The following is a 24,796-nucleotide window of genomic DNA, read 5'->3' as shown; positions in this document are numbered from 1 at the left end:
GCCGCCGCGTTCAGGCCGCCGCGACCGTGGCCGCAATCCGCGAGGCCAACGCCTGGGCACGCGCCTCCTCGGGGGCCTCCACCATCACACGCAGCAGCGGCTCCGTGCCGCTGGCACGGATCAGCACCCGGCCCTGATCGCCCAATTCGGCCTCCACCCGGGCACTTTCCTCGGCGAGGGCTGGATTGGACTTCCAGTCCTGCCCCGGGACGAGCCGCACGTTGACCAGGCTCTGCGGGAAGAGCTGCACCTCGGCCAGCAGTTCGGCCATGCTGCGCCCCCGCCGCACGATGGCCTGAAGCACCTGGAGCGCACTGACCAGGCCGTCCCCGGTGGTGTGACGGTCCAGCGCGAGCAGGTGCCCCGAGCCTTCGCCGCCCAACAGCCAGCCCCGACGATCCAGCTCTTCCAGCACGTAGCGGTCACCCACCCTGGCGCGAACGAAGTCGATGCCGGCATTGCGCAGCGCCACCTCCACCGCCTTGTTGGTCATCAGCGTGCCGACCACGCCTTCCACTGGCGTGCCGCGTGCCACGCGGTCCATGGCCATCAGGTACAGCAGCTCGTCGCCGTTGAACAGCCGCCCCGACGCATCGACCATCTGCAGGCGATCGGCGTCGCCGTCGAGCGCGATGCCGTAATCCGCACCCTGCGCCTTGACCTCGGCCACCAAGGCGCCGGGATGGGTGGCACCCACGCCCTTGTTGATGTTGAGTCCGTCGGGCCGCACGCCGATGCTGGCCACATCCGCACCCAACTCGTGGAAGATGTTGGGCGCCACCTGGTAGGCCGCGCCGTGCGCTGCGTCCACCACCAGGCGCATGCCGCGCAGGCTGAGGTCGGTCGGGAAGGTGCTCTTGCAGAACTCGATGTAGCGGCCCGCGGCATCGCTCAGCCGACGGGCACGGCCCAACCCGGCGGAGTCGACCCACACGGGCGGCTCGGCGAGAGCGGCTTCGACCTCGGCCTCCCATTCATCACTGAGCTTGGTGCCTTGTGCGCTGAAGAACTTGATGCCGTTGTCGGGATAGGCGTTGTGGCTCGCGCTGATCACCACACCCAGGCTGGCCCGCTGCGCACGGGTCAGGTAAGCGACGCCGGGCGTGGGCAAAGGACCGAGCAGCAGCACGTCGACGCCGGCAGAGTTGAAGCCGGACTCCATGGCCGACTCCAGCATGTAGCCGGAAATGCGCGTGTCCTTGCCGATGAGGACGGTGGGCCGAGCCTCCTTGCGCTTGAGCACGCGCCCCACCGCATGCGCGAGGCGCAGCACGAAGTCGGGGGTGATCGGGGCCTGCCCCACGGTGCCACGGATACCGTCCGTGCCGAAATACTGTCTGGTCATGTGTCGGGTTCTTGTTGTTGTGGTCGATGGGCCGGAGTCTGGGCCCGCATGGCTGACCACACGGCCAACCCCTGCACCGTCTCGCGCACGTCGTGGACACGGAGCACGCGAGCCCCACGATCCGCCGCGAGCACTGCGGCCACCACGCTGGGCAGGACACGTTGCGACGCCTCCGCCAGGCCAGTGACGGCACCGAGCGAGGATTTTCGCGACCATCCCGCAAGAATTGGGAAACCAAGTCGCACGAAGGCCTGCTGGCGCGCCAAAAGTGCGAAGTTCTGCTCAACCGTCTTGCCGAAGCCCACGCCAGGGTCGATCACGATGCGCTCGGCGGCCACGCCCAAGGCTTGAAGCTGACGCACCTGTTCCGCCAGAAAGTCCATCGACTGAGCCACGGCGTCGCCCTCCACGGGCGCCACCTGCATGGTCTGCGGATCGCGGTGCATGTGCATCAGGCAGACGCCGCAGCGAGGATGGCCCGCCACGACCTCGCGGGCGCCTGGCTGCCGCAGGCTCCAGATGTCGTTGACGATGTCCGCGCCCAGGTCGAGCACGGCCTGCATCACCTGCGGCTTGTAGGTGTCGATGGACAGCGGCACACCCAGCCGGACCGCTTCGCGGATCACCGGCACGACCCGTCGAAGCTCTTCCTCCAGCGGCACGGCGGGACTTCCGGGTCGGGTGGATTCACCACCGATGTCGAGAATGTCGGCCCCTTCGGAAAGGAGTTGTTCGCAGTGCGCCAGCGCAGAAGACACATCGGCATGCGAGCCGCCGTCCGAGAAGGAATCGGGCGTCACGTTGACGATGCCCATCACCAGCGGCCGGGCCAGATCCAGCTGGAAGCGACCAGCCTGCCAACCAAAGAAAACGGGGCCCGAAGGCCCCGTCTGCATGCCGTGCGCGGTCGGCATCATGCTGCGGTGGGCGCCGGGTCGGGCTTGACGGCCGGAGCGCCACCGCTGCCGCCGCCACCGGAGGACGGCGTGCGCGGCGTGAAGTCCTTGGGCGGACGCGGCTCGCGGCCAGCCATGATGTCGTCCAGTTGCTCGGCGTCGATGGTCTCCCATTCGAGCAGGGCCTTGGCCATGGCGTGCATCTTGTCGCTGTTCTCCTCGATCAGACGGCGCGCCAGGGCGTACTGCTCGTCAATGATGCGACGCACTTCCGAGTCCACCTTCTGCATGGTGGCCTCGCTCATGTTGGTGGTCTTGGTCACCGAACGGCCCAGGAACACCTCGCCCTCGTTCTCGGCATAGACCATCGGGCCCAGAGCCTCGCTCATGCCGTACTTCATGACCATGTCGCGGGCCAGATTGGTGGCACGCTCGAAGTCGTTCGAAGCGCCGGTCGTCATCTGGTTCATGAATACCTCTTCAGCGATCCGGCCACCGAACAGCATGCTGATCTGGTTCAGCATGTACTCGCGGTCGTAGCTGTAGCGGTCGTTCTCGGGCAGGCTCATCGTCACGCCGAGCGCACGACCGCGGGGGATGATCGTGACCTTATGGACCGGATCGCACTTGGGCAGCATCTTGCCGATCAACGCATGACCGGACTCGTGATAGGCCGTGTTGCGGCGCTCTTCCTCGGGCATGACCATGCTCTTGCGCTCGGGGCCCATGAAGATCTTGTCCTTGGCCTTCTCGAAGTCCTGCATCTCCACGACGCGGGCGTTGCGGCGGGCTGCCATGAGCGCGGCTTCGTTGCACAGGTTGGCCAGGTCGGCACCGGACATGCCAGGCGTGCCGCGGGCGATGATGCTCGGGTTGACGTCCTGGCCCACCGGGATCTTGCGCATGTGCACGCTCAGGATCTGCTCGCGACCCCGGATGTCCGGCAGCGTCACATAGACCTGGCGGTCGAAGCGGCCGGGGCGGAGCAGCGCAGCGTCCAGGATGTCCGGGCGGTTCGTCGCAGCGACGACGATCACGCCAAGGTTGGTCTCGAAGCCGTCCATCTCGACCAGCATCTGGTTGAGAGTCTGCTCGCGCTCGTCGTTGCCGCCGCCCAGGCCCGCGCCACGCTGGCGGCCGACGGCGTCGATTTCATCGATGAAGATGATGCAGGGCGCGTTCTTCTTGGCGTTCTCGAACATGTCGCGCACACGGGCCGCGCCCACGCCAACGAACATTTCCACGAAGTCCGAGCCCGAGATGCTGAAGAACGGCACCTTGGCTTCGCCGGCGATGGACTTGGCCAGCAGCGTCTTGCCGGTGCCCGGAGGGCCGACCAGCAGAAGGCCTCGGGGAATGCGGCCACCCAGCTTCTGGAACTTCTGCGGGTCCTTCAGGAAGTCGACGACCTCCTTCACCTCTTCCTTGGCCTCGTCGCAGCCCGCGACGTCCGCAAAAGTGACGGTGTTGTTGTTCTCGTCCAGCATGCGCGCCTTGCTCTTGCCGAAGCTGAAGGCGCCGCCCTTGCCGCCGCCCTGCATCTGGCGCATGAAGTACACCCACACGCCGATGAGCAGCAGCATGGGGCCCCAGCTCACCAGCAGCGTCATGAGCAACGAGCCCTCTTCGCGCGGCTTGACGTCGAACTTGACGTTGTGGTCGATGAGATCGCCGACGAGGCCTCGATCCAGCACGGTGGCGTTGGTGCGGATCTTCCGGTCGTCGTTGGTGATGGCGGTGATTTCACCACCGGCCAAGCCTTCGGGGATGACCGCGCTCTTGATCTGGTTGTTGCGGACCTGCTCCAGGAACTCGGAGTAGTTCACCGTGCCGGATCCCATGGCGCCTCGGGTGTCAAATTGCTTGAACACCGTAAAAAGCACCATTGCGATGACCAGCCAGACGGCGATCTTGGAAAACCACTGATTGTTGTTCAAACGAAGCTCCAGTCGTAATGCGCGGTGGGACACGCGCCATCGTGAACCCTTGCACGATGCTAATTGACGGTTATTTTAGGCTTTTCAAGCTGCGAAAAAGACCTACACGCCTATGACGTCCATAGGGCCAGCACGGTTACAAAATTCGAATCGCACTGAAGCTGCGGCGCATCAAGACTTCAGTCCGATCCCCACGAGGAAGGTTTCCGACGAGCGGTCCCGCGACGACTTGGGCTTGTGGGGCTTCACCACCTTGAACGTCGCCTTGAACAGGCGCACCAGCGGGTCATAGGCGGCACCATGAAAAACCTTCGTCACCAGGGCCCCTTCAGGACGCAGGTGATGGAGCGCGAAATCCAAGGCCAGTTCCACCAGGTTCTCGACGCGCGCCGCGTCCGCCGACTCGATGCCGGACAGATTCGGGGCCATGTCCGACACCACCAGATCCACCGGCCGCCCGGCGACGGCAGCCTCCAGTTGCGCCAGCACCTCCGGCTCACGAAAGTCCCCCTGCAGGAAGACGACGCCTTCGATCGGTTCCATCGGCAGGATGTCCAAAGCGATCAGCGTCCCGTCCAGCGCACCTTGCGCCGCGCCCACGGGTGCCATGCGCCGGCGCAGGTACTGGCTCCAGGCACCCGGTGTGGACCCCAGATCCACCACCACCTGCCCCGGCCGCACCAGGCCGAAGGCTTCGTCGATCTCCCTGAGCTTGTAGGCCGCGCGGGCGCGATAACCCTCCTTCGCGGCCAGTTTGACGTAAGGATCGTTGACGTGATCGTTGAGCCAGGCCTTGTTGACCTTCTTGCTCTGGGTGCGGACTTTCATGCGGGCTCGATAATACGGGGATGCCCGCCATTCAACTGACTCCCGCACAGCGCAAGGCGCATCGTGCGGACGCCCACCACCTCGACCCGATCGTCATGATCGGCAGCGACGGGCTCACCGACGCCGTCAAGAAGGAAGCCGACGCGGCCCTCAAGGCACACGGTCTCATCAAGATCCGCGTCTTCTCCGACGACCGCCTCGCCCGTGAAGCCATGCTGGGCGAGCTGGCCGATGCCCTGGACGCCGCGCCCATCCAGCACATCGGCAAGTTGCTCGTGCTTTGGCGTCCCAAGCCGGCCAAGACCCGCGGCGAAGAGGACGAGGACCGCATGCCCGGCCCGCGCGACGTCAAGATCCTCAAGTACAGCAAGCGTGGCGGCCAGCGGCCGGAGGTCAAGATGCTGCGCGTGCTGGGCAACCAGCGCCTCACGCCCGGCGGACTGGTCAAGCGCGCCAAGCCCAAGCAGAAATCCATCAAGAAGCGGCAGGACTGACGCGTGAGCGCGATTTCAGCCGCCAGCGCTGCCGATGGCGCGCCGGCGGAGAGCCAACGGCACATCCTGTGCATGAAGTGGGGCACCAAGTACGGGCCCCACTACGTCAACCGTCTTTATGCAATGGCCCGCCGGCACATGACCGGCGACTTCAGCTTCGTCTGCCTCACGGACGACGACCGGGGCATCCGCCCCGAGGTGCGCTGCCTGCCCATCCCGCAACTGGCAATGGAGCTCAAGCCCGGCCAGCCCGACCGTGCCTGGCGCAAGCTCACCACCTTCGAAGCGGACCTGCACGGCCTGCGCGGCACGGCGCTGTTCGTCGACCTCGACGTGGTGATCGTCGGCGGCCTGGATGCCTTCTTCGAGCAACCCGGTGAATTCCTCATCATCCACGACTACCCGCGCTTCTGGCGATTCGGCGAACGGGTGACGGGCAATTCCTCGGTCTATCGCTTCGAGCTGGGTGCCCATGCGGACGTGCTGGCGTACTTCCGCGCCCACATGGACGAGGTGCCGCGGCAATACCGCAACGAACAGGCCTACCTGTCTGCCTTCCTGCATCGCCAGGGCAAGCTGAGCTACTGGCCAGCCGAGTGGTGCCCGAGTTTCAAGTACCACAGCATCCCGCCCTGGCCCACCAACCTTTGGAAGGCGCCCGTGGTGCCGCCCGGTGCCCGCATCGTCATCTTCCATGGGGAATGCAATCCGCCGGACGCGCTCGCGGGCCGACGTAACCGGCGCTTCCGGCATATCGAGCCCGCCGCCTGGGTCGACGAGCACTGGCGCGAATAGCCGCGCCTGCGCGGGTCTCGTTCAGCCCGCCGCGTCTGCGCCCACGAGCGACCGCCCCGTGAGGCGCGTGAGGATGCCCAGCGGGCTCGCCGCATGGTCGTACTCGCCGCCAGCGCGCAGGAACAGGGTCTGCTCCATCATGTACTGGCCCGACATCGCGGCATGCGAAGTCTGGTCCGAAAAGCAGACCCAGGTCGAGCCTGCCGGGAAGTGGACGGTCTGCTGCGGCGAGTTGCGCTGGTAGTCCAGGTCACGCTTCATGCCGTCATGCAACTGGAGCATGAGGTGGTCGTACTCGCTGCGCAGCGACTTGGTCACATGCAGCGCCGCCAGCGCCTTGGCCTGCCAGAGCGCATAGGGCTTGGCGCGCGGCAGGAAGGTGCGGGCGACGGTCTCGAACGGCTCGCCCACGCGCCAGACGCGCTCGCCACCCGAGGGATGGATGTTGGTGAACACGCGCAGGATGCGCTCGCCCCGGTTGGGCCGCGAGGGGAAGGCATCCACGTGCAGCCGGCGGTCGTCGGCGCGCCATGACTGCTCGCGGCTCTCCACCTCCGAAGGACGCAGGCTCGTGGGAGCCAGCCGCAACTTGTGCTGGTAGCCAGGCAGCAGCCGCGCGATCAACTCCTGCGACTGGACCCGGAATCGGCCCATCCAGGCGGTGACGGCGGCCTGGACGGCGCCCTCGCCCGCCAAGCCTTTGAGTCGGCCGTCGGCATCGAGGCTGATGTTGCGGGACTTCGGATCGCGCATCTCGGGGCGAAGCAGCGCCTGCTCCTCAGCTTTCAGGCCGAAGCCGAGGTGCGGGAAGTACAGCACCTTGCCGGACTCGAGCGCGGCGGTCCATTCCGGGTTTTCTTGCAACTGCCCCACGGACGAGGCAGTGATCTCGATGATCTGGGAATCCATGGTCATTCTTGATGTTGTTATGACCGGCCATGGTGCCACCAAGTGGCGGGACGCGCCTTCGCTAGGCTCTACGCCACAGGGTTGCACCCGCACACAGCCATTGCGCTGCGTACATGGCCGTTCCCACGCCGTGCCACAGGCGAAGGTTCTCGCGCGCGACGATCCGCGGCGCGACGGCGTACTCCACCAGCAGGGCCAGCAGCAAGCCGCCGAGCATCAGCATCACCACGCCCGGGGGCGTCTCCGGCTCGCCCTCGTCCCGGCGGCCCATCGCCACCAGCATGAGGAGCACGCAGCCCACGGTGATCCAGGTCTGGGCGGAGAACAGCTTGGCCGCGGTCGCCCCGGCGAGCGCGGGCGTGGGCAGGTGCATGAACAGCAGCGGCACAGCGACGAAGCCGATTGCCGTGAGACTGCCCCACCAGAGCCCGGCGGCCATCAAGGCCACCCGCGGTTTCCAGGCCATGTGCTCAGGCGTAGCTGACGCCGACGATCTCGTAGCGCTTGACACCACCAGGCGCCTGCACCTCGGCCACGTCGCCTTCTTCCTTGCCGATCAGGGCACGGGCGATGGGGCTGGAAATGTTGATCAGACCCTGCTTCAGGTCGGCCTCGTCCTCGCCGACGATCTGGTACTTGACGGTGTCGCCGGTGGACTCTTCCTCGAGCTCGACCGTCGCGCCGAAGACAACCTTGCCACCGCCGTCGATTTCGGAAGGATCGATGACCTGCGCAGCAGACAGCTTGCCTTCGATCTCCTGGATGCGGCCTTCGATGAAGCCCTGTCGGTCCTTGGCAGCGTCGTAGTCGGCGTTCTCGCTCAGGTCGCCCTGGGCGCGCGCTTCGGCGATGGCGTTGATCACGGAGGGACGCTCCACCGTCTTCAGGCGATGGAGTTCTTCGCGCAGCTTTTCTGCGCCACGCTTGGTGATGGGAATGGTGGCCATGTCCGTCGTCGTTCTGGTCTGTCAAAGAAGCCCGGGCGGCCCATCCCAAGGAGGGGCTGCCCCACCGATGCGCGACGCGCACAGCGGCATGGGCCGGCGGCAAAAAAGAACGACACCGCCGGGCCGGAGCCGGGCGGTGTCGGTCATTCGATTATGCCGGCTGTTGCGGCCGGGTCAAAACCCGCACGGACGAGGCAGGCGATCCGGTGACATCAGTCGCGGCCCGCCTCCTCGATCTTCGCGGCGAGCAGGGACGGATTGGAAAAGCACAGCTCATGGCTGCCCGCGCACTCCACCAGCCGGAACAGCCCCAGCCGCTCGGACAGACGCGGATGCCACGGCAGGCTGTGCGGCAGCGCGGTGTCCTGCTGGGCATTGAGGTAGCTCTTGCCCACCTCCAGTGCAGCCAGCGGCTGCGGCAGGACGGCCGGTTCGGTGAACGTGCGGTAGGGGTGCGGATTGAGCAGCGCATAGGTGCTGCGCGCCAGAGCCTCGTCAGCGTCGTTGATGAAGGATTCGCGCCAGATCGGAAAAGGCAGCATCACCGCCTGACCATTGGCCGCCGCCACGCCGTCGAAGAGTTCTCGGTAGTGTGGCGGCACCATGTCGTTGAGGCATTGCCCATCCAGCGGCACGAAGGCGTTCCAGTAGACGAGGCGACGGATGCGCCCCGGAAGCCGGTGCGGCATGTGGCTGATGACCATGCCGCCGTAGCTGTGTCCTACGAGCCGGACGTCCTTCAGATCCTGCTGCTCGATGAAGGCCGCCAGGGAGTCGACGGCATCGGCCAGGCCGATGACGGATCGGTCGTCGCCCGGACGATTGCCGGCCAACGTGGGACAGTGGACGACGTGGCCGCGCTCACGAAGGAATTGCGCGGTCGCTTCCATCTCGGCGCCGGTGTGCCAGGCGCCATGCACGAGAACGTAGGTGTCTGCCATGGGGTTGCTCCATTCGATGATCAAGGCAGCCGGCCGCAGGAAAAAAACCGTGGCCGGCGCAGGGCTGACCTTAGAGGGCCGGTGGGGCCCGCGATGGCCTGCAAGAGCCACATGCATGGACGCCCCGTGCCATGACGACCGCTGTGCAGCACGACCGCCGCAACCCGGCTCAGCTGGCGCGACCCGATCCAGCCGCGCGACCGCGCGCGACGAAACGCCCGCAACTCAGCGCCTGCGACGCCAGGCCGCCGGCGTCGCCCCGACACTCCGCTGGAACTCACGCACGAAGTGCGACGCATCGGCGAAGCCGCAGCGCCGGCCGATTTCGCCAATGCCCAGATGGGCAAGCCGGGGCTGCGTCAACAGCGCCTGCGCCCGCTCGATGCGCAGGGACCGGAGCGTGCCCGCGAAGGTGCCGCCCGCCGCGGCAAAGGCGCGATGCAGCGTCCGCAGCGAAACGCCTGCCCCGTGGGCCAGCACCTCGGCCCGCAGGCCCGGCTGGTCGAGTTGCGCGCGCATCAGGGTCAGCAGCCGGCCGTGCAGGCTGACGCAGGCGCCCTCCTCTGCCCGCGGCGGCTCGAAGGCCGCGCCCATCAGTGCGCCCAGGTGCTGCGCGAACATGGGCGCGGGCATGGCGGCCGCGGTGTCCGGATCGCGCGCGAGCTGCACCAGCAGCGCCCCCAGGCTGCGGCCCCAGCCCTGGTCGTGCCATGCCACGCGGGGGCCATGCGCCTCCGGCCCGCTCAACCATTGCGCAACCCAGGCCCGTGGAAGCTGCACCGACACGCAATGCACGCCCTGCGGAAAGTGCAGCTCGTACGGCACCGCGGCATCGACCAGGGCCGCATCGCCAGGACGCAGATGCGCCACCTGGCCACCCTGGCGCACATGCCAGGGCCGGTCGGCCTGACCGATCAGGTAGAAATGGGAACGCCGGCTGCGGGCAATGCCGGCCGGCGTTCTGTAGACGTCCTGCGTGGACGCGATGACCTGGTTGACCGAAAGCTCCTCAATGTCGCGGCTCGCGAGCTGCCCGCCGAAGGCCTCGGCCTCGCGCGAGCAGCAGTCCATCTCGAGGAAGGCCTCGCAGATCGCGCCGACCCAGTAGTCCAGCCGCTCGTTGCATTCGACGGCCTCCGTGCTCCAGAGGCGTCGGTGCTCGGCGATGGCAGGCGGTGCGGGCGGCATGCGCGCACTCTAGCGATCCGCCCGTGCCATGCAAGCGGGCGAGCCCCAGGGATCGCTCGCCGCGGCGATCAGGCGCCGGCCAGCTCCGCGTGCATCTCCTGCACCGAGATCACGCCCAGGTCCTGCAGGTGCTGCATGCCCTCGACAGCCGCTTCGGCGCCGAAGATCGTCGTGATGGTCGTCACACGGGCCAGCAGCGCCGAGGTGCGGATCAGGCGGGAATCGGTGATGGCGTTGCGGCGCTCTTCCACCGTGTTGATGACCAGGGCGATCTCGTTGTTCTTGATCATGTCCACGATGTGCGGACGGCCTTCGGTCACCTTGTTGACCACCGCGCAGTTGAGGCCCGCCGCCTGGATGGCCGCGGCCGTGCCCTTGGTGGCGACCAGCTCGAAGCCCAGCTTGGCCAGGCCGCGGGCGCATTCGACCGCACGGGCCTTGTCGTTGTTCTTCACCGAGATGAAGACCTTGCCCGACTTCGGCAGGATGGTGCCGGCGCCCAGCTGGCTCTTGACGAAGGCCTCGCCGAAGGTCTTGCCCACGCCCATCACCTCGCCGGTGGACTTCATCTCCGGCCCGAGGATCGGATCGACGCCCGGGAACTTGACGAAGGGGAACACCGCCTCCTTGACGCTGAAGTACGGCGGCGTGACTTCCTTGGTGACGCCCTGGCTGGCCAGCGACTGGCCGGCCATGCAGCGCGCCGCCACCTTGGCCAGCTGGACGCCCGTGGCCTTGCTCACATAGGGCACCGTGCGCGAGGCGCGCGGGTTCACTTCCAGCACGTAGATCACGTCCTGACCATCTTTTTCCTGGATGGCGAACTGCACGTTCATCAGGCCAACCACGTTCAACGCCTTGGCCATGGCCGCGCTCTGACGCTTGAGTTCGGCGATGGTCTCGGCCTTGAGGCTGTAGGGCGGCAGCGAGCAGGCAGAGTCGCCCGAATGAACGCCGGCCTGCTCGATGTGCTCCATCACGCCGCCGATGAGCGTTGCGCCCTCGGCATCGCGGATGCAGTCCACGTCGCATTCGACGGCGTCGTTCAGGAAGCGGTCCAGCAACACCGGCGAGTCGTTGCTCACCTTGACGGCCTCGCGCATGTAGCGCTCCAGATCGCGTTGCTCGTGCACGATCTCCATCGCACGGCCGCCGAGCACGTAGCTGGGACGCACGACCAGCGGATAGCCCAGCGACGAGGCCTTTTCCAGCGCCTCGGCCTCGGTACGGGCGGTGGCGTTGGGCGGCTGCTTGAGATTCAGTTCGCGCAGCAGCGCCGAGAAGCGCTCGCGGTCTTCCGCAGCGTCGATCATGTCCGGCGTGGTGCCGATGATCGGCACGCCGTTGGCCTCCAGGTCGAGCGCGAGCTTCAGCGGCGTCTGGCCGCCGTACTGCACGATCACGCCGGTGGGCTTTTCCTTGTCGACGATCTCCAGCACGTCTTCCAGCGTCAGCGGCTCGAAGTACAGGCGGTCGGAGGTGTCGTAGTCGGTCGAGACGGTCTCGGGGTTGCAGTTGACCATGATGGTCTCATACCCGTCCTCGCGCATCGCCAGCGCCGCATGCACGCAGCAGTAGTCGAACTCGATGCCCTGGCCGATGCGGTTGGGACCGCCGCCGAGCACCATGATCTTCTTGTTGGTCGTCGGCTCGGCCTCGCACTCCTCGTCGTACGTGGAGTACATGTAGGCCGTGTCGGTGGCGAACTCGGCCGCGCAGGTGTCCACGCGCTTGTAGACCGGGCGGATGCCCAGGGCGCGGCGCTTGTCGCGGATGGCCTTGTCGGTGGTCTTGAGCTGGCGCGCCAGACGGCGGTCAGAGAAGCCCTTCTGCTTGAGCACGCGCAGCGTGTCGGCGTCGATGTCGTCCAGGCTCTTGGTCTCCAGCTCGAGCTCGATCTTCACGATCTCCTCGATCTGCACCAGGAACCAGCGGTCGATCTTGGTGAGGTCGAACACCTCGTCCACGCTCAGGCCCTGGGCGAAGGCATCGCCCACGTACCAGATGCGCTCGGGGCCGGGCTCGCCCAGTTCCTTCTCGAGCACTTCGCGGTCCTGGGTCTTCTCGTTCATGCCGTCCACGCCCACTTCCAGGCCGCGCAGCGCCTTCTGGAAGGACTCCTGGAAGGTGCGGCCCATGGCCATCACCTCGCCCACGGACTTCATCTGCGTGGTCAGGCGCGAATCGGCCTGCGGGAACTTCTCGAAGGCGAAGCGCGGGATCTTGGTGACCACGTAGTCGATGCTGGGCTCGAAGGAGGCCGGCGTGGCGCCGCCCGTGATCTCGTTGCGCAGTTCATCGAGCGTGTAGCCCACGGCCAGCTTGGCCGCGACCTTGGCGATCGGAAAGCCCGTGGCCTTGGAGGCCAGCGCCGACGAGCGCGACACGCGCGGGTTCATCTCGATGACGATCATCCGGCCGTCCTTCGGATTGACCGAGAACTGCACGTTGGAGCCGCCCGTGTCCACGCCGATCTCGCGCAGCACCGCCAGGCTGGCGTTGCGCATGATCTGGTATTCCTTGTCGGTCAGCGTCTGCGCCGGCGCGACGGTGATGGAGTCGCCCGTGTGCACGCCCATCGGATCCAGGTTTTCGATCGAGCACACGATGATGCAGTTGTCCGCCTTGTCGCGGACCACTTCCATCTCGTACTCCTTCCAGCCGAGCAGCGACTCTTCGATCAACAGCTCGTTGGTGGGCGAGGCTTCCAGGCCGCGCTTGCAGATGGTCTCGAACTCTTCCGGGTTGTAGGCGATGCCGCCGCCGGTGCCGCCCAGTGTGAAGCTGGGCCGGATCACGGTCGGGAACCCGACGCTCTTCTGAACCGCCCAGGCTTCTTCCATGCTGTGGGCGATGCCCGAGCGCGCCGAGCCCAGGCCGATCTTGGTCATCGCGTCCTTGAACTTCAGGCGGTCTTCGGCCTTGTCGATGGCCTCGGGCGTGGCGCCGATCAGCTCGACCTTGTACTTGTCGAGCACGCCATTGCGCCACAGGTCAAGCGCGCAATTGAGCGCCGTCTGGCCGCCCATGGTGGGAAGGATGGCGTCGGGCCGCTCCTTGGCGATGATCTTCTCGACCGTGGGCCAGGTGATCGGCTCGATGTAGGTGACGTCGGCCGTGGCCGGGTCGGTCATGATCGTCGCGGGGTTGCTGTTGATCAGGATGACCTTGTAGCCCTCCTCGCGCAGCGCCTTGCAGGCCTGGACGCCGGAGTAGTCGAACTCGCAGGCCTGGCCGATGACGATGGGGCCGGCGCCGATGATGAGGATGCTCTTGATGTCTGTGCGCTTAGGCATTCACCGCCTCCGCCTTGTGTTTTTCGATGAGGGTCGTGAAGCGGTCGAAGAGGTAACCGATGTCGTGCGGGCCGGGCGAGGCCTCGGGGTGCCCCTGGAAGCAGAAGGCCGGCTTGTCGGTGCGGGCCAGTCCCTGCAGCGTGTTGTCGAACAGGCTGATGTGCGTCGCACGCAGGTTGGCGGGCAGCGTCTTCTCGTCCACCGCGAAACCGTGGTTCTGGCTGGTGATGGAGACGCGGCCGGAGTCCAGGTCCTTCACCGGATGGTTGCCGCCATGGTGGCCGAACTTCATCTTGAAGGTCTTGGCCCCCGAGGCCAGCGCCATGATCTGGTGGCCCAGGCAGATGCCGAAGGTGGGGATGCCGGTCTCGATCAGCTCGCGCGTCGCCGTGATGGCGTAGTCGCAGGGCTCCGGATCGCCGGGGCCGTTGGCCAGGAAGACGCCATCGGGCTTGAGCTTGAGCACGTCGGCCGCAGGCGTCTGCGCCGGCACCACCGTGATGCGGGCGCCGCGCTGCGCCAGCATGCGCAGGATGTTCTTCTTGACGCCGAAGTCGAAGGCCACGACATGGAAGCGCGGCGTGATCTGCACGCCGTAGCCGGCGCCCAGCTTCCACTCGGTCTGCGTCCACTCGTAGGTCTGGCGGGTGGAGACCACCTTGGCCAGGTCCAGGCCGGCCATCGAAGGCGCCGCCTTGGCGGCGGCGATGGCGGCGTCGATGCGTTCCTGCGTGGGCGTCTCGCCAGCGGCCAGGCCGACGATGGTGCCGTTCTGCGCACCGTGGGTGCGCAGGTGGCGGGTCAAGCGGCGGGTGTCGATGCCGGCAATGGCGACGGTGCCGTTGGCGGCGAGGTATTCGCTCAGGCTGCGCGTCTTGCGGAAGTTGGACGCCAGCAGCGGCAGGTCCTTGATGATGAGCCCGGCGGCCTGGATCTTGTCGGCTTCGATGTCTTCCTCGTTGACGCCGTAGTTGCCGATGTGCGGATACGTCAGGGTGACGATCTGCTGGCAGTAACTGGGGTCGGTGAGGATTTCCTGGTAGCCGGTGATGGCGGTGTTGAACACCACCTCGCCGACTGTGGTGCCCGGGGCACCGATCGACTTGCCGAGAAAGACCGTGCCGTCAGCGAGCGCCAGGATGGCGGGCGAAAAAGACCCTTGGAGGGACAAAAGCACTGGGTTCTCCGGATAAGACGGTCGCCCAAGGTTCGTGGCCGCGCTGGCTGCGAACGGTGCTAGGGAATTTTCTGGCGAAGAAAAGAATCGGGCGACGCGGTTTGCGAAAAGCCGCCTATTGTAGCCTCGCCGCCTCACCTTCCAGCCGGCTGGTGTATGCCGAGACATCGAAGTCCGCCATCTCGCAGCGGTTGCGCCCGGCCCGCTTCGCCCGGTAGAGGGCCTGGTCGGCGCGGCGCAGCAGTTCATGGGTGTGCAGCCTCGCGTTCTGGCGCGTGAGCGCCACGCCGAAGCTCGCAGTCACGGCCATGGTGCCGTGGTCCGGAATCGAGAACGGCCGCCCCAGGGCGCTGCGCAGGTGTTCCGCCAACGCCATCGCCTCGGCCGGGCGGGCCACGGCCTGGAACACCACGAACTCCTCGCCCCCGATACGTGCGGTCTGGTCGGGCCGGTGCAGGGTCGACCGCAGCCGGTCCGCCAGTTGTCGCAGCAACTGGTCGCCAACCTCATGCCCATGCTGGTCATTGATCTGCTTGAAGTGGTCGATGTCGAACATGATCAGCGCCAGCATCTGGCCGCCGCTTTCCGCGCTGGCCTGCAGAAGCCGCTGCTCGAAGGTGCGACGGTTGGGCAGGCCGGTCAGATGATCCGTGCCTGCAAGTACATGCAGGCGGGCGATCAGTGCATCGCGCTCCCGCCGCACATGGATCGAGCGCTGAAGCAGTTCCTCCAGGTGGCGCAGAGCAGCAAAGATGGTCCGCAGCTCGCGCGCATACCCGCCGCGCCGCTGCGCCGGCGCCAGCGGCGTGAACGTGGTGTCTTCCTGGGTCAGGCCGATCAGCCGGTGCACGGTGTCGAGCAGGGGTGAGAGCAGCCGACGATTGAGCATCACGAGACCCACGGCCAGCAGCATCGTCAGCGACAGCGTGGCGACCACCACGCCCACCAGCACCCACCAGGCGCGATCGTGCAGACCGGAGAGATGGTTCTGCGCCAGCCGGGTCTCCAGGTCCCGCAGCGCCACGATCGGCGCCATGGTGGGGACATAGGCCTCCGCGAACTCGGCAGGCGTCGGACCGCGATGCTGGGCCATGCGCTCGAGCGTCGCGTCGAAATAGGGCATGCCCTGGCCGAAGTAGATGTCGGCCACGCGACCAAAGGCCCGGGCTTCTTCACCCTGGCCCTGCGCGGCAGGTATCGATGCCTGCAGCAGTTCGCTGAGCTGGCGGATCCGTCCCAGCAGCTCGGCGACCCCCTGCCGCTCAGGGACGGACAGCTCGCGCTGGGTGGCCAGGGCCACGGTCAACCGGGAGCCCAGGCGCCCTGCGTTCTCCCTCAGGCGGGCGGCCAGCCGGGCCCGGGTCACCGGGGCGGCAATCTCCGGCGCGAGCCGCTGGAGGTTCTGGCCGAGTTGGTCGATCAGTCGGAACTCGAGATCGACGACGCCGATCATGCGCTCGATGGTCAGGGCCATCTGCCCCGGGTCACGCTGCGCGAGCGTCTGCGTCAGCAAGGCCTGCACCTGCGTGCGGGCCTGCTGCAACTCGCTCTCGATGGCCGCGAATTCGTAGGGGCCCAGCTGGCAGGAACTGCAGGCCGACGCGGCACGTCGGAGGGCTTCGAGGGAAATGTCTGTCTTGCGGCGCGCCGCATCCAGCGTCGGCGCGAACTGGCCGGGGCGTCCGAGGGCTGCATTCATCGGCCCGCGCTCGGCGGACACCTGTTCGACCGCGCTCAGGGCGAGGCGATACACCTGCAGCTGGTCTTCGATCTCGTGCACCGCACGCACGCGCTGGACCGACCAGGTGAACACGAGGGCAGCAAACACCGCCGCCATCAGCAGCACGGCCGCTACCACCGCATTGACCAGCTGATTCAGCACCTGGGGCGCCGCACCGTTGCCACCGTGATGTTGCATGAACGAGCGCAAACACGATCCTGGCTGACGTCCCCGCCAACTCGGTCAATGTTTTTGACACGAAAGTTCACAATTCTGCCCCAACGGGCGCCACTTGCCCAGCAAGTTACGCACAAGTGTGAAAAATCGCACTCCCGGAAGCGCGTTGCACGCCCCAGGCGGTTCCCTCGTCAGGGCTGCGCGGACAGCTTCAAGGCGGCGCTGGCATGAAGGCAGACGGCGGCTGCGGCTGCGACGTTGAGCGACTCCTCGCCGCCCGGCTGCGCAATGCGGATGTGCAGATCAGCCCGCGCATCGAGCCCTGCGCCCAACCCCTGCCCTTCGTGCCCCATCATCCAGGCGCAGGGCCAGGGCAACGGGGCCTGGTGCAGCCAGAGCCCCCGATGGGAGCTCGTGGCCAGCAGCGGCAGGCCAAGATCGCCCACGGCCTCGGGCTCCAGGCCTTCAACGAGCCGCAAGGCGAAGTGCGCCCCCATGCCCGCGCGCATCACCTTCGGCGACCATAGCGCCACCGTTCCCTTGAGTGCCAGGATCTGCCCGAACCCAAAGGCAGATGCACTGCGCAGGATGGAGCCGACGTTGCCGGGATCCTGAAGGCGGTCGAGCACGACCGACGCCAGTCCCGCCTGGACGGAATGCTGCTCAGGCAGATCCATCAGGAAGCCGACCGGCGCGGGTGACTCCAATCCACTGGCCTCCGCCAGCAGCGCGTCCGGCAGCAGGAAGATCTTGGGCGCCGCCTCGGCGAGCTGCTTCGGCGCGTGGGCCCAGAAGGATTCCGCAAAGACCGCAGCCGCGGGCCGAAGGCCCCGATTCAGCGCCGCGCTGCAAAGGTGGTCCCCCTCCAGCCAGAGCCGTCCCAGGCGGCGGTAGGCGGCGCCATCGCGGGCCAGGCGACGCAAATCCTTCAGAAGCGGGTTGTCGCGCGAGCTGATGCGCACGGGCTCGGTCGCACGGTGCGCCATGGCCGGCGAGCGGGAACCGTCCGGGCCCGTCGAACCCGCACTCATGGCAGCAGCCGCTCCGGTGACGCGGCCATCTGCACCCGCACTGCGCTCTCCACCTGCACCACCACGGGCGGCACGCCGGCCACCTGCAGCGCCTGCGCTACAGGCGAGAACGAACGCCGGTGATGGACGCAGGCACCGTGCTGGCGCAACGCCGCCAGGTGCTCGGGGGTGCCATAGCCCTTGTGGGCGGCAAAGCCATACTGCGGAAACTCATCGTGCAGCGCCAGGCACAGCCGGTCCCGATGGACCTTGGCGAGGATCGAGGCGGCGGAAATGGCCTTCACCCGTGCGTCGCCCTTGACGATGGCTTCGGCCAGCACATCCAGGGGCGGCAGGCGGTTGCCGTCGACCAGCACCTTGGAGGGTCGAAGGCGCAGGCCCTGCACGGCGCGGCGCATGGCCAGCATCGTCGCCTGCAGGATGTTGTGGGTGTCGATCTCTTCCACCGTGGCGGTGGCGATCGAGCAGCACAGTGCCTTGGCCAGGATCTCGTCGTGCAGTTTCTCGCGCCGCAGCGGCGTGAGCACCTTGGAATCGGCCAGGCCCTTGATGGGGTGCAGGTCGTCCAGGATCACCGCCGCCGCCACCACCGGTCCGGCCAGGGGGCCGCGCCCGGCCTCGTCCACGCCGGCCAGCAGGCCCGGGGCATCCCACGCGAGGGGCACCTGTTCAGGCTTGGAGGACTTTCTCGATCGCATCGGCACAGAGTGTGGGGGTGTCACGCAGCAACTCACCATGGAGTTGCGTAAACCGCTGGCGCAGTGCGGCAACGCGCTCCGGCGCGTCAAGCCACGCCAGCGTGGCATCCGCGAGTGCCTGCGGCGTGGCAGCTTCCTGCAGCAATTCCGGCACCACGAAATCGCTGCACAGGATGTTCGGCAGTCCCACCCAGGGCTGCAGCTGCTGCCGGTGCATGAGGTGCCAGGAGACGCGGTTCATGTTGTAGGCGATCACCATGGGCCGCTTGAAGAGCGCCGCCTCCAACGTGGCCGTACCGCTGGCGATCAGCGTCACATCGCAGCTGGCCAGCACCTGGTGCGAGCGGCCGTCGACGAGCCTGATCGCACCGGCCATCTCGCTGGCCGCCAGCAAGGTCTCGGCCTCCCCGCGCAGACTGGGGATGATGGGCGCCACGAACTGGAGCTCCGGCCGGCTGCGCCGCATGCGCGCAGCGGCGGCAAAGAAACGTGTCGCCAGATATCGCAGTTCCGAACGCCGGCTGCCGGGCAGGAGGGCGACCACGGGCCGGTCTTCGTCCAGATCCAGGGCGCGGCGGGCCGCACGCTGATCCACCTCCATCGGGATCACATTCGCCAGCGGATGGCCCACGTAGCTGGCCGAGACGCCCTGCTCCGCCAGCAGCGCAGGCTCGAAGGGGAAGATGCACAGCACATGGTCAGCGGCGGCGCGGATCTTCTCGATGCGGTCTGCCCGCCATGCCCAGATGGAGGGGCAGACGAAGTGAACGGTGCGGATGCCGCGCCCGCGCAGGGCGGCCTCGAGATCGAGGTTGAAATCGGGGGCGTCGACACCGATGAACAGCTGTGGCCATTCGCGCAGCAAGCGGGCCCGCAAGTGCCTGCGGATGCCGGCGATCTCGGCATAGTGGCGCAGCACCTCGATGTAGCCGCGCACGGCGAGCTTTTCCTGGGGCCACCAGCTCTGGAATCCGCGGGCAAGCATCTGCGGCCCACCGATGCCCACCAGCGAGGCGTCGGGCCAACGGGGCTTGAGACCGTCGATGAGCAGGCTGGCCAGGAGATCGCCGGACGCCTCGCCCGCGACCATCGCGAACTGGCGCGAAGACACGGAAGTCCCCGCCATGTCAGCGTGCAATGCCGCGCGTGCTGTCCGCGAGAAAGGCGCTCATCAGCTGAACGTCGACTGCCGCATCGGGCATGTCGACGGCGAGTGCGTCGATGGCGGCGCGGGCGTCGTCGAGCGTGCGGCCCTGGCGATACAACAGGCGATGCATCTGCTTGATGGCCGCAAGACGCGCTGCCGAAAAATCCCGGCGCTTCAGGCCCACGATGTTGAAGCCGCGAACGGCCATGGGATTGCCATCGACCAGCATGAAGGGCGGGACGTCCTGGGAAACGGCGGTCGCGAAACCGACCATCGCATGCGCCCCCACCTTCACGAACTGGTGGATGCCCACCAGGCCGCCCACCGTCACCCAGTCACCCAGTTCCACATGGCCTGCCAGGGTGGTGTTGTTGGACAGTGTGGTGTGGTCGCCGACCCGGCAATCGTGCGCGATGTGGCTGTAGGCCATGATCCAGTTGTCGTGGCCCACGCGCGTGATACCACCGGCGCCTGGCACGCCCAGGTTGAAGGTGCAGAACTCCCGGATCGTGTTGCGGTCGCCAATCTCGAGCGCCGTATCCTCGCCGGCGTATTTCTTGTCCTGGGGGATCGCCCCGAGCGACGCGAATTGGAAGATCCGGTTGTCACGTCCGATGGTCGTGCGCCCTTCGATCACACAGTGCGGGCCGACGGAGGTGCCCGCCCCTATGCGGACCTTCGGCCCGATCACGGCGTAAGGGCCGACGCTGACCGACGCATCCAGCTCGGCGCCCGGGTCGACGATGGCGGTCGGATGGATCTGGGGCATGCCTCAGGCCTCGATGCGACGCATGGCACACATCAGCTCGGCCTCGCACGCGAGTTCTTCGCCCACCTTGGCGCGGCCCCGGAACTTGGAAATGCCCGCTTTCATGCGGTCGATCTCGACCTCGAGCGTCAGCTGGTCGCCCGGCTCCACCGGACGCTTGAAGCGTGCGCCGTCGATGGCGGCAAAGTAATAGACGGTGTTGTCGTCCGGCACGATGTCCAGCGAGCGGAAGGACAGCAGTGCCGCGGCCTGCGCCATGGCCTCCAGCATCAGCACGCCGGGCATGACCGGGCGATGCGGAAAGTGGCCGTTGAAGAACGGCTCGTTCATCGTCACGTTCTTCAGCGCCGTGATGCGCTTGCCCTTCTCCATGTCCAGCACCCGGTCGACCAGCAGGAAGGGGTAGCGATGGGGCAGGAGCTTGAGGATCTGGTGGATGTCGAGCGTGTTCGTCATGGTGTCAGGCCAGAGGCGGCTTGCTTCTCGAGCGCGCGCAGGCGCTCGCGCAACTGGTGCAGATGACGCAGCGTGGCGGCATTGCGCTCCCAGGCCGCGTTGTCATCGATGGGAAACACGCCAGTGTACTGCCCCGGCTTGAGGATCGAACGGGTGACCACGGTGGCGGCGGAGACATGAACGCCATCCGCCAGCTTGAGGTGACCGAGCACCACCGCGCCGCCGCCGATGGTGCACTGCGCGCCGATGTCGGCGCTCCCTGCCACGCCCACGCAACCGGCCATGGCCGTGTTGCGACCGACGCGCACGTTGTGGCCGATCTGGATGAGGTTGTCCAGCTTGACGCCGTCCTCGAGCACCGTGTCCTCCAGCGCCCCCCGGTCGATGCAGGTGTTGGCACCGATCTCCACGTCGTTGCCGATGCGTACCGCCCCCAGCTGCTCGATCTTGACCCAGGCACCTTCATGAGGCGCCAGTCCGAAGCCATCGGCGCCGATGACGACCCCAGGGTGGAGCAGGCAGCGATCACCGATGACGCAGTCCTCGCTGACGGTGACGCGCGACTTGAGGACGGTGCCAGCCCCGATGCGGGCACCGCGTTCGACCACGCACAGCGGACCGATGACCGCCGTCGCATCGACATGCGCACCCGCATCGACCACTGCCGAGGGATGGATGCCCGGTGGTTGCACGGGCGAGTGCCGCGCCTTCCACAGCTGTGTCAGCCGGGCAAAGTAGAGATAGGGATCCGCGACGACCAGGCAGGCTCCGCGCGCCATCGCCTCGTCCCGCATGGACGGGGCCACGATGACGCAGCCCGCCCGGGAGGCCAACAGTTCCTTGCGATAACGAGGGTGGCTCAGGAAGCTGATGGCGGCGGGGCCGGCCGCGCTTAGCGGCTCCAGCCGCTCTACCACCATCGCTGCATCGCCGAGCAACTCGCCGCCGAGCACAGCGACGATCTCGCCCAGAAGCAGGCTCACGGCGCCGGCGTCACTTGCTGCCGCTGCCGTTCGGAGCGGCCGCGGCGTTCAGGGCCTTGATCACCTTGTCGGTGATGTCGTGCTTGGGATTGACGTAGACCGCATCCTGAAGGATCACGTCGTACTTCTCGGCCTCGGCGACCTGCTTGATCGCACGTTGCGCGCTTTCGTACACCTTCTGCAGTTCTTCGCTGCGACGCAGGTTGAGGTCCTCCTGGAACTCACGGCGCTTGCGCTGGAAATCGCGGTCCTGATCGACCAGTTGGCGCTGGCGCTGGGTCCGCTGCGTCTCGGACAGGGTCGGCGCATCGCGCTCCAGCTTGTCCGAAGCCGCCTTGAGTGCCGCTTCCTGGTCCTTGAGATCCTTCTCGCGCTTGAGGAACTCCTGTTCCAGGCGAGTCTGGGCGGCCTTGGCCGCAGGCGCCTCGCGCATCACGCGATCAGGATTGACCACGCCAAAACGGAACGCTTCCTGGGCGTGCGCCACGCCCGTCATCATCAGGCCTGCCAGCAGTGCGGCAGCAGACCAAGAGTACATCTTCTTCATTGACTGACTCAGAATGCCGTACCGATCTGGAACTGGACGCGCTGCGTGCGGTCCGCCGGCACCAGCGGGACGAGAGGATTGTTGGGGTCCGGCACTTCCTTCTGCTGCCGGATCGGCACTGCATAGGCGATGCGCAGGGGGCCGAGCGGCGAGATCCAGCTGATCCCCAGGCCGAAGGAGGCACGGATGCGCTGCTGCGCCTTCCACTGCTCATCGGTCTGGCCGTCGCGGCGGTCGGCAAACACGTTACCGGCGTCGAGGAAGGTATAGAGACGCAGCGTGCGGTCATTGCCCGCGCCCGGGAACGGCGTGCTCAGTTCGATGTTGAACACGGCCTTCTTCGTGCCACCCAGTGCCGCGGTCGTGACCGTGTCGCGCGGACCGAGCGAGTTCTGCTCGAAGCCACGGATGGAGCCCAGGCCACCAGCATAGAAGTTCTTGAAGATCGGGAAGTCCTTGCCGCCGAATGCCTTGGCGTATCCCAGTTCGGCGTTGAGGGCCAACGTGTACTGCTTGGACAGCGGGATGTACTGCTGGAACTGGTAGCTCGTCTTGCCGTAGCTGAAATCGCCGCCCACGCCGAACTCGAGGTTGGCGCGCTGCACGCGACCCTTGGTCGGAACCAGAGCGCTGTCTCGATCGTCACGGGCCCAGCCGACCGTCAGCGGCACGCCCCAGACCGAGTCGCGGTTGCAGTCCAGCGACGTGGCGTAGCCGCCCGCGCCATACTGGAAGCCGCACTGGAAGTAGTTCAGGTACGCCTGCGGGATCGACTTGCCGTACAGGTCGCGGTAGTAGGTCGCCAGCGCCGGGTTGACGAGCGCGAGCAGCGAATAGTCGGGCACATCGCCCGGCTTGAACTTGTAGCGCTCGATGCCCGCACCGAAGAAGACTGTGTCCACTTCGCTGAACGGCACGCCGAAACGGATCGAGCCGCCCTCAGCCACGAGCGAGTAGTCGCCGTCGGTGCTGTAGTAGGGCCGCGTGGTCTGATGGAAAACGCTGATCGTCCGGGAGATGCCGTCCTGCGTGAAGTACGGGTCCGTGGTGGTCAGCGAGATGGTGCGGTAGTACTTGCTGGTGTTGACGTTCAGACCGAGGTAGTTGCCCGATCCGAAGACGTTCTCCTGCGTGATACCGAAGTTCAGCGAGATCTTGTCCGAACTCGAGAAACCCGCGCCCAGTTGCAGCGAACCCGTCGGCTTCTCGACCACGTTGTAGGTCAGGTCGACCTGGTCTGGCGAACCCGGCACTTCCTGCGTATCGACGTTGACTTCGGTGAAATAGCCCAGACGGTCCACCCGCTCGCGCGACAGCTTGATGCGATCGCCGTCGTACCACGAAGCCTCGAATTGGCGGAACTCGCGGCGGATCACTTCGTCGCGCGTCTTGTTGTTGCCGGACACGTTGATCCGGCGCACATAGACGCGGCGCGACGGATCGGCCTGAAGCACCAGCGCGACGCGGTTGTTCTCGCGATCGATCTCGGGCTTGGCCTGCACACGGGCGAAGGCATAGCCGAAGCTGGCGAAGTAGTCGTTGAAGGCTTTGGTGGTCTCCGTCACCTGCTCACCGTTGTACGCCTCGCCGGGCTTGATGGTGATCAGCGATTTGAACTCGTCGTCACGCCCGAGGTAGTTGCCATCGAGGCGGACACCCGATACGACGTACTTCGGACCTTCGTGGATGTTGACGGTGATCGACAGATCCTGCCGGTTGGGCGAGATCGCCACCTGCGTGGAGTCGACGCGGAACTCCATGTAGCCACGCGTAATGTAGTACTGCTTGAGCGTCTCGAGGTCGGCGTTGAGCTTGGTGCGCGAGTACTGGTTCGACTTGGTGTACCACGACAACCAGCCGCCGGTGTCCTGGTCGAACAGCCCGAGCAGCGTGGACTCGCTGAAGGCATTGGCACCCACGATCCGGATGTCGCGGATGCGGGCGGGCGCCCCTTCGGTGACCGTGAACGTGAGGTTGACCCGGTTGCGTTCGATCGGCGTCACCGTGGTCACCACCTCGGCGTTGTAGAGGCTGCGGGAGATGTACTGGCGCTTGAGCTCCTGCTCTGCACGATCCGCCAGCGCCTTGTCGAAAGGACGGCCGTCGGTCAGGCCGACCTCGCGCAGCGCCTTCTTCAGCGCTTCCTTGTCGAACTCCTTGGCGCCCACGAAGTCGACATCGGCAATGGTGGGACGTTCCTCGACGATCACCACCACCACATTGCCATTCACGTCGATGCGTACGTCCTTGAACAGGCCCAGGTCGAACAGCGCACGGATGGCCGCGGAGCCGCGATCATCGGTGTAGGTCTCGCCGACGCGCAGGGGAATGGAAGCGAACACCGTGCCGGGCTCGACACGCTGCAGGCCCTCGATGCGGATGTCCCGGACGGTGAACGGCTCAATGGCCCAGGCGGCCGTCGCGGCCAACGCACTGGTGAGCACCGCTGCCACGCTGCGCAGGCGAAAGCGACTGATCTGTTGGTTCATGTGTGAAGAAGAAGGCCGGCGCCGCC

General features: G+C 66.6%; 22 protein-coding genes. 2 read left to right on the top strand and 20 right to left on the bottom strand.

Translation table 11 applies throughout. The features are described 5' to 3' along the window. Positions 1–10: 10 nt before the first annotated feature. The 4 genes from glmM to ABIC63_RS05220 all read right to left on the bottom strand — a co-directional run bounded on the left by glmM (position 11) and on the right by ABIC63_RS05220 (position 5,006). Entirely contained in the window at positions 11–1,345 is a 1,335-nt protein-coding gene (gene glmM, locus ABIC63_RS05235) for a phosphoglucosamine mutase (RefSeq protein WP_354318959.1), read from the bottom strand. Beyond that, positions 1,342–2,262, bottom strand: coding sequence for a dihydropteroate synthase (gene folP, locus ABIC63_RS05230; protein WP_354318958.1), 921 nt, complete (start codon positions 2,260–2,262; stop codon positions 1,342–1,344). The genes glmM and folP overlap by 4 nt, the downstream gene beginning before the upstream one ends. Continuing rightward, the gene (gene ftsH, locus ABIC63_RS05225; RefSeq protein WP_294374917.1) at positions 2,259–4,178 is read right to left on the bottom strand and encodes an ATP-dependent zinc metalloprotease FtsH; all 1,920 of its coding nucleotides are present in this window, start codon (positions 4,176–4,178) and stop codon (positions 2,259–2,261) included. Before ftsH ends, folP begins: the two co-directional genes overlap by 4 nt. Positions 4,179–4,349: 171 nt before the next feature. Continuing rightward, positions 4,350–5,006, bottom strand: coding sequence for an RlmE family RNA methyltransferase (locus ABIC63_RS05220; RefSeq protein ID WP_354318957.1), 657 nt, complete (start codon positions 5,004–5,006; stop codon positions 4,350–4,352). A 20-nt stretch (positions 5,007–5,026) separates the two neighbouring features. Between ABIC63_RS05220 and ABIC63_RS05215 the strand changes: the two genes are divergently transcribed. Both ABIC63_RS05215 and ABIC63_RS05210 read left to right on the top strand, forming a co-directional pair. Then, a complete protein-coding gene (locus ABIC63_RS05215) occupies positions 5,027–5,500 on the top strand; it encodes a YhbY family RNA-binding protein (protein WP_294374913.1) in 474 nt (157 codons plus the stop codon). Between the two features lie 72 nt (positions 5,501–5,572). After that, positions 5,573–6,295 (top strand): glycosyltransferase, encoded by a 723-nt coding sequence (locus ABIC63_RS05210; protein ID WP_354319033.1) that lies wholly within the window; start codon positions 5,573–5,575, stop codon positions 6,293–6,295. Between the two features lie 21 nt (positions 6,296–6,316). Here the strand turns inward: ABIC63_RS05210 and kdoO are convergent, their stop codons facing one another. The 16 genes from kdoO to bamA all read right to left on the bottom strand — a co-directional run bounded on the left by kdoO (position 6,317) and on the right by bamA (position 24,770). Further along, positions 6,317–7,204: a Kdo hydroxylase KdoO gene (gene kdoO, locus ABIC63_RS05205; protein ID WP_354318956.1), complete on the bottom strand. Its 888-nt coding sequence runs from the start codon at positions 7,202–7,204 to the stop codon at positions 6,317–6,319. Positions 7,205–7,265: 61 nt separating this feature from the next. Continuing rightward, on the bottom strand, positions 7,266–7,670 hold the full coding sequence (locus ABIC63_RS05200) for a DUF4149 domain-containing protein (RefSeq protein ID WP_114804095.1): 405 nt from the start codon (positions 7,668–7,670) through the stop codon (positions 7,266–7,268). A gap of 4 nt (positions 7,671–7,674) precedes the next feature. Beyond that, positions 7,675–8,151, bottom strand: a complete 477-nt coding sequence (greA, locus tag ABIC63_RS05195; protein WP_017757706.1) for a transcription elongation factor GreA — start codon at positions 8,149–8,151, stop codon at positions 7,675–7,677. A gap of 212 nt (positions 8,152–8,363) precedes the next feature. Further along, on the bottom strand, positions 8,364–9,092 hold the full coding sequence (locus tag ABIC63_RS05190) for an alpha/beta hydrolase (RefSeq protein WP_114804094.1): 729 nt from the start codon (positions 9,090–9,092) through the stop codon (positions 8,364–8,366). A gap of 225 nt (positions 9,093–9,317) precedes the next feature. Continuing rightward, positions 9,318–10,280, bottom strand: coding sequence for an AraC-like ligand-binding domain-containing protein (locus tag ABIC63_RS05185; RefSeq protein ID WP_354318955.1), 963 nt, complete (start codon positions 10,278–10,280; stop codon positions 9,318–9,320). A gap of 68 nt (positions 10,281–10,348) precedes the next feature. Further along, the gene (gene carB / locus ABIC63_RS05180) at positions 10,349–13,576 is read right to left on the bottom strand and encodes a carbamoyl-phosphate synthase large subunit (protein WP_354318954.1); all 3,228 of its coding nucleotides are present in this window, start codon (positions 13,574–13,576) and stop codon (positions 10,349–10,351) included. Next, positions 13,569–14,753: a glutamine-hydrolyzing carbamoyl-phosphate synthase small subunit gene (gene carA / locus ABIC63_RS05175; RefSeq protein ID WP_354318953.1), complete on the bottom strand. Its 1,185-nt coding sequence runs from the start codon at positions 14,751–14,753 to the stop codon at positions 13,569–13,571. Before carA ends, carB begins: the two co-directional genes overlap by 8 nt. 115 nt (positions 14,754–14,868) lie before the next feature. After that, positions 14,869–16,590, bottom strand: coding sequence for a GGDEF domain-containing protein (locus tag ABIC63_RS05170; protein ID WP_294374962.1), 1,722 nt, complete (start codon positions 16,588–16,590; stop codon positions 14,869–14,871). Between the two features lie 251 nt (positions 16,591–16,841). Then, entirely contained in the window at positions 16,842–17,636 is a 795-nt protein-coding gene (locus ABIC63_RS05165; RefSeq protein ID WP_354319032.1) for a TrmH family RNA methyltransferase, read from the bottom strand. 41 nt (positions 17,637–17,677) lie between these two features. Next, complete coding sequence (rnhB, locus tag ABIC63_RS05160) at positions 17,678–18,379, bottom strand: ribonuclease HII (RefSeq protein WP_354318952.1); 702 nt, start codon at positions 18,377–18,379, stop codon at positions 17,678–17,680. Further along, positions 18,351–19,505, bottom strand: coding sequence for a lipid-A-disaccharide synthase (gene lpxB, locus ABIC63_RS05155; protein WP_354318951.1), 1,155 nt, complete (start codon positions 19,503–19,505; stop codon positions 18,351–18,353). The genes rnhB and lpxB overlap by 29 nt, the downstream gene beginning before the upstream one ends. Position 19,506: 1 nt before the next feature. Beyond that, a complete protein-coding gene (gene lpxA, locus ABIC63_RS05150; RefSeq protein ID WP_017761651.1) occupies positions 19,507–20,295 on the bottom strand; it encodes an acyl-ACP--UDP-N-acetylglucosamine O-acyltransferase in 789 nt (262 codons plus the stop codon). A gap of 3 nt (positions 20,296–20,298) precedes the next feature. After that, positions 20,299–20,751, bottom strand: a complete 453-nt coding sequence (gene fabZ / locus ABIC63_RS05145; protein ID WP_017761652.1) for a 3-hydroxyacyl-ACP dehydratase FabZ — start codon at positions 20,749–20,751, stop codon at positions 20,299–20,301. Continuing rightward, on the bottom strand, positions 20,748–21,734 hold the full coding sequence (lpxD, locus tag ABIC63_RS05140) for a UDP-3-O-(3-hydroxymyristoyl)glucosamine N-acyltransferase (RefSeq protein WP_354318950.1): 987 nt from the start codon (positions 21,732–21,734) through the stop codon (positions 20,748–20,750). The genes fabZ and lpxD overlap by 4 nt, the downstream gene beginning before the upstream one ends. Positions 21,735–21,744: 10 nt before the next feature. Then, the gene (locus ABIC63_RS05135; protein ID WP_294374885.1) at positions 21,745–22,281 is read right to left on the bottom strand and encodes an OmpH/Skp family outer membrane protein; all 537 of its coding nucleotides are present in this window, start codon (positions 22,279–22,281) and stop codon (positions 21,745–21,747) included. A gap of 8 nt (positions 22,282–22,289) precedes the next feature. After that, complete coding sequence (gene bamA / locus ABIC63_RS05130; protein WP_294374883.1) at positions 22,290–24,770, bottom strand: outer membrane protein assembly factor BamA; 2,481 nt, start codon at positions 24,768–24,770, stop codon at positions 22,290–22,292. Between the last annotated feature and the right edge of the window lie 26 nt (positions 24,771–24,796).

Origin of the sequence: Pseudacidovorax sp. 1753, assembly GCF_040544975.1 — a bacterium.
Lineage (GTDB): Bacteria > Pseudomonadota > Gammaproteobacteria > Burkholderiales > Burkholderiaceae_C > Xenophilus.
The sequence above is the reverse complement of the archived record's forward strand: the minus strand, read 5'-3'. Positions and strand labels throughout refer to the sequence as shown.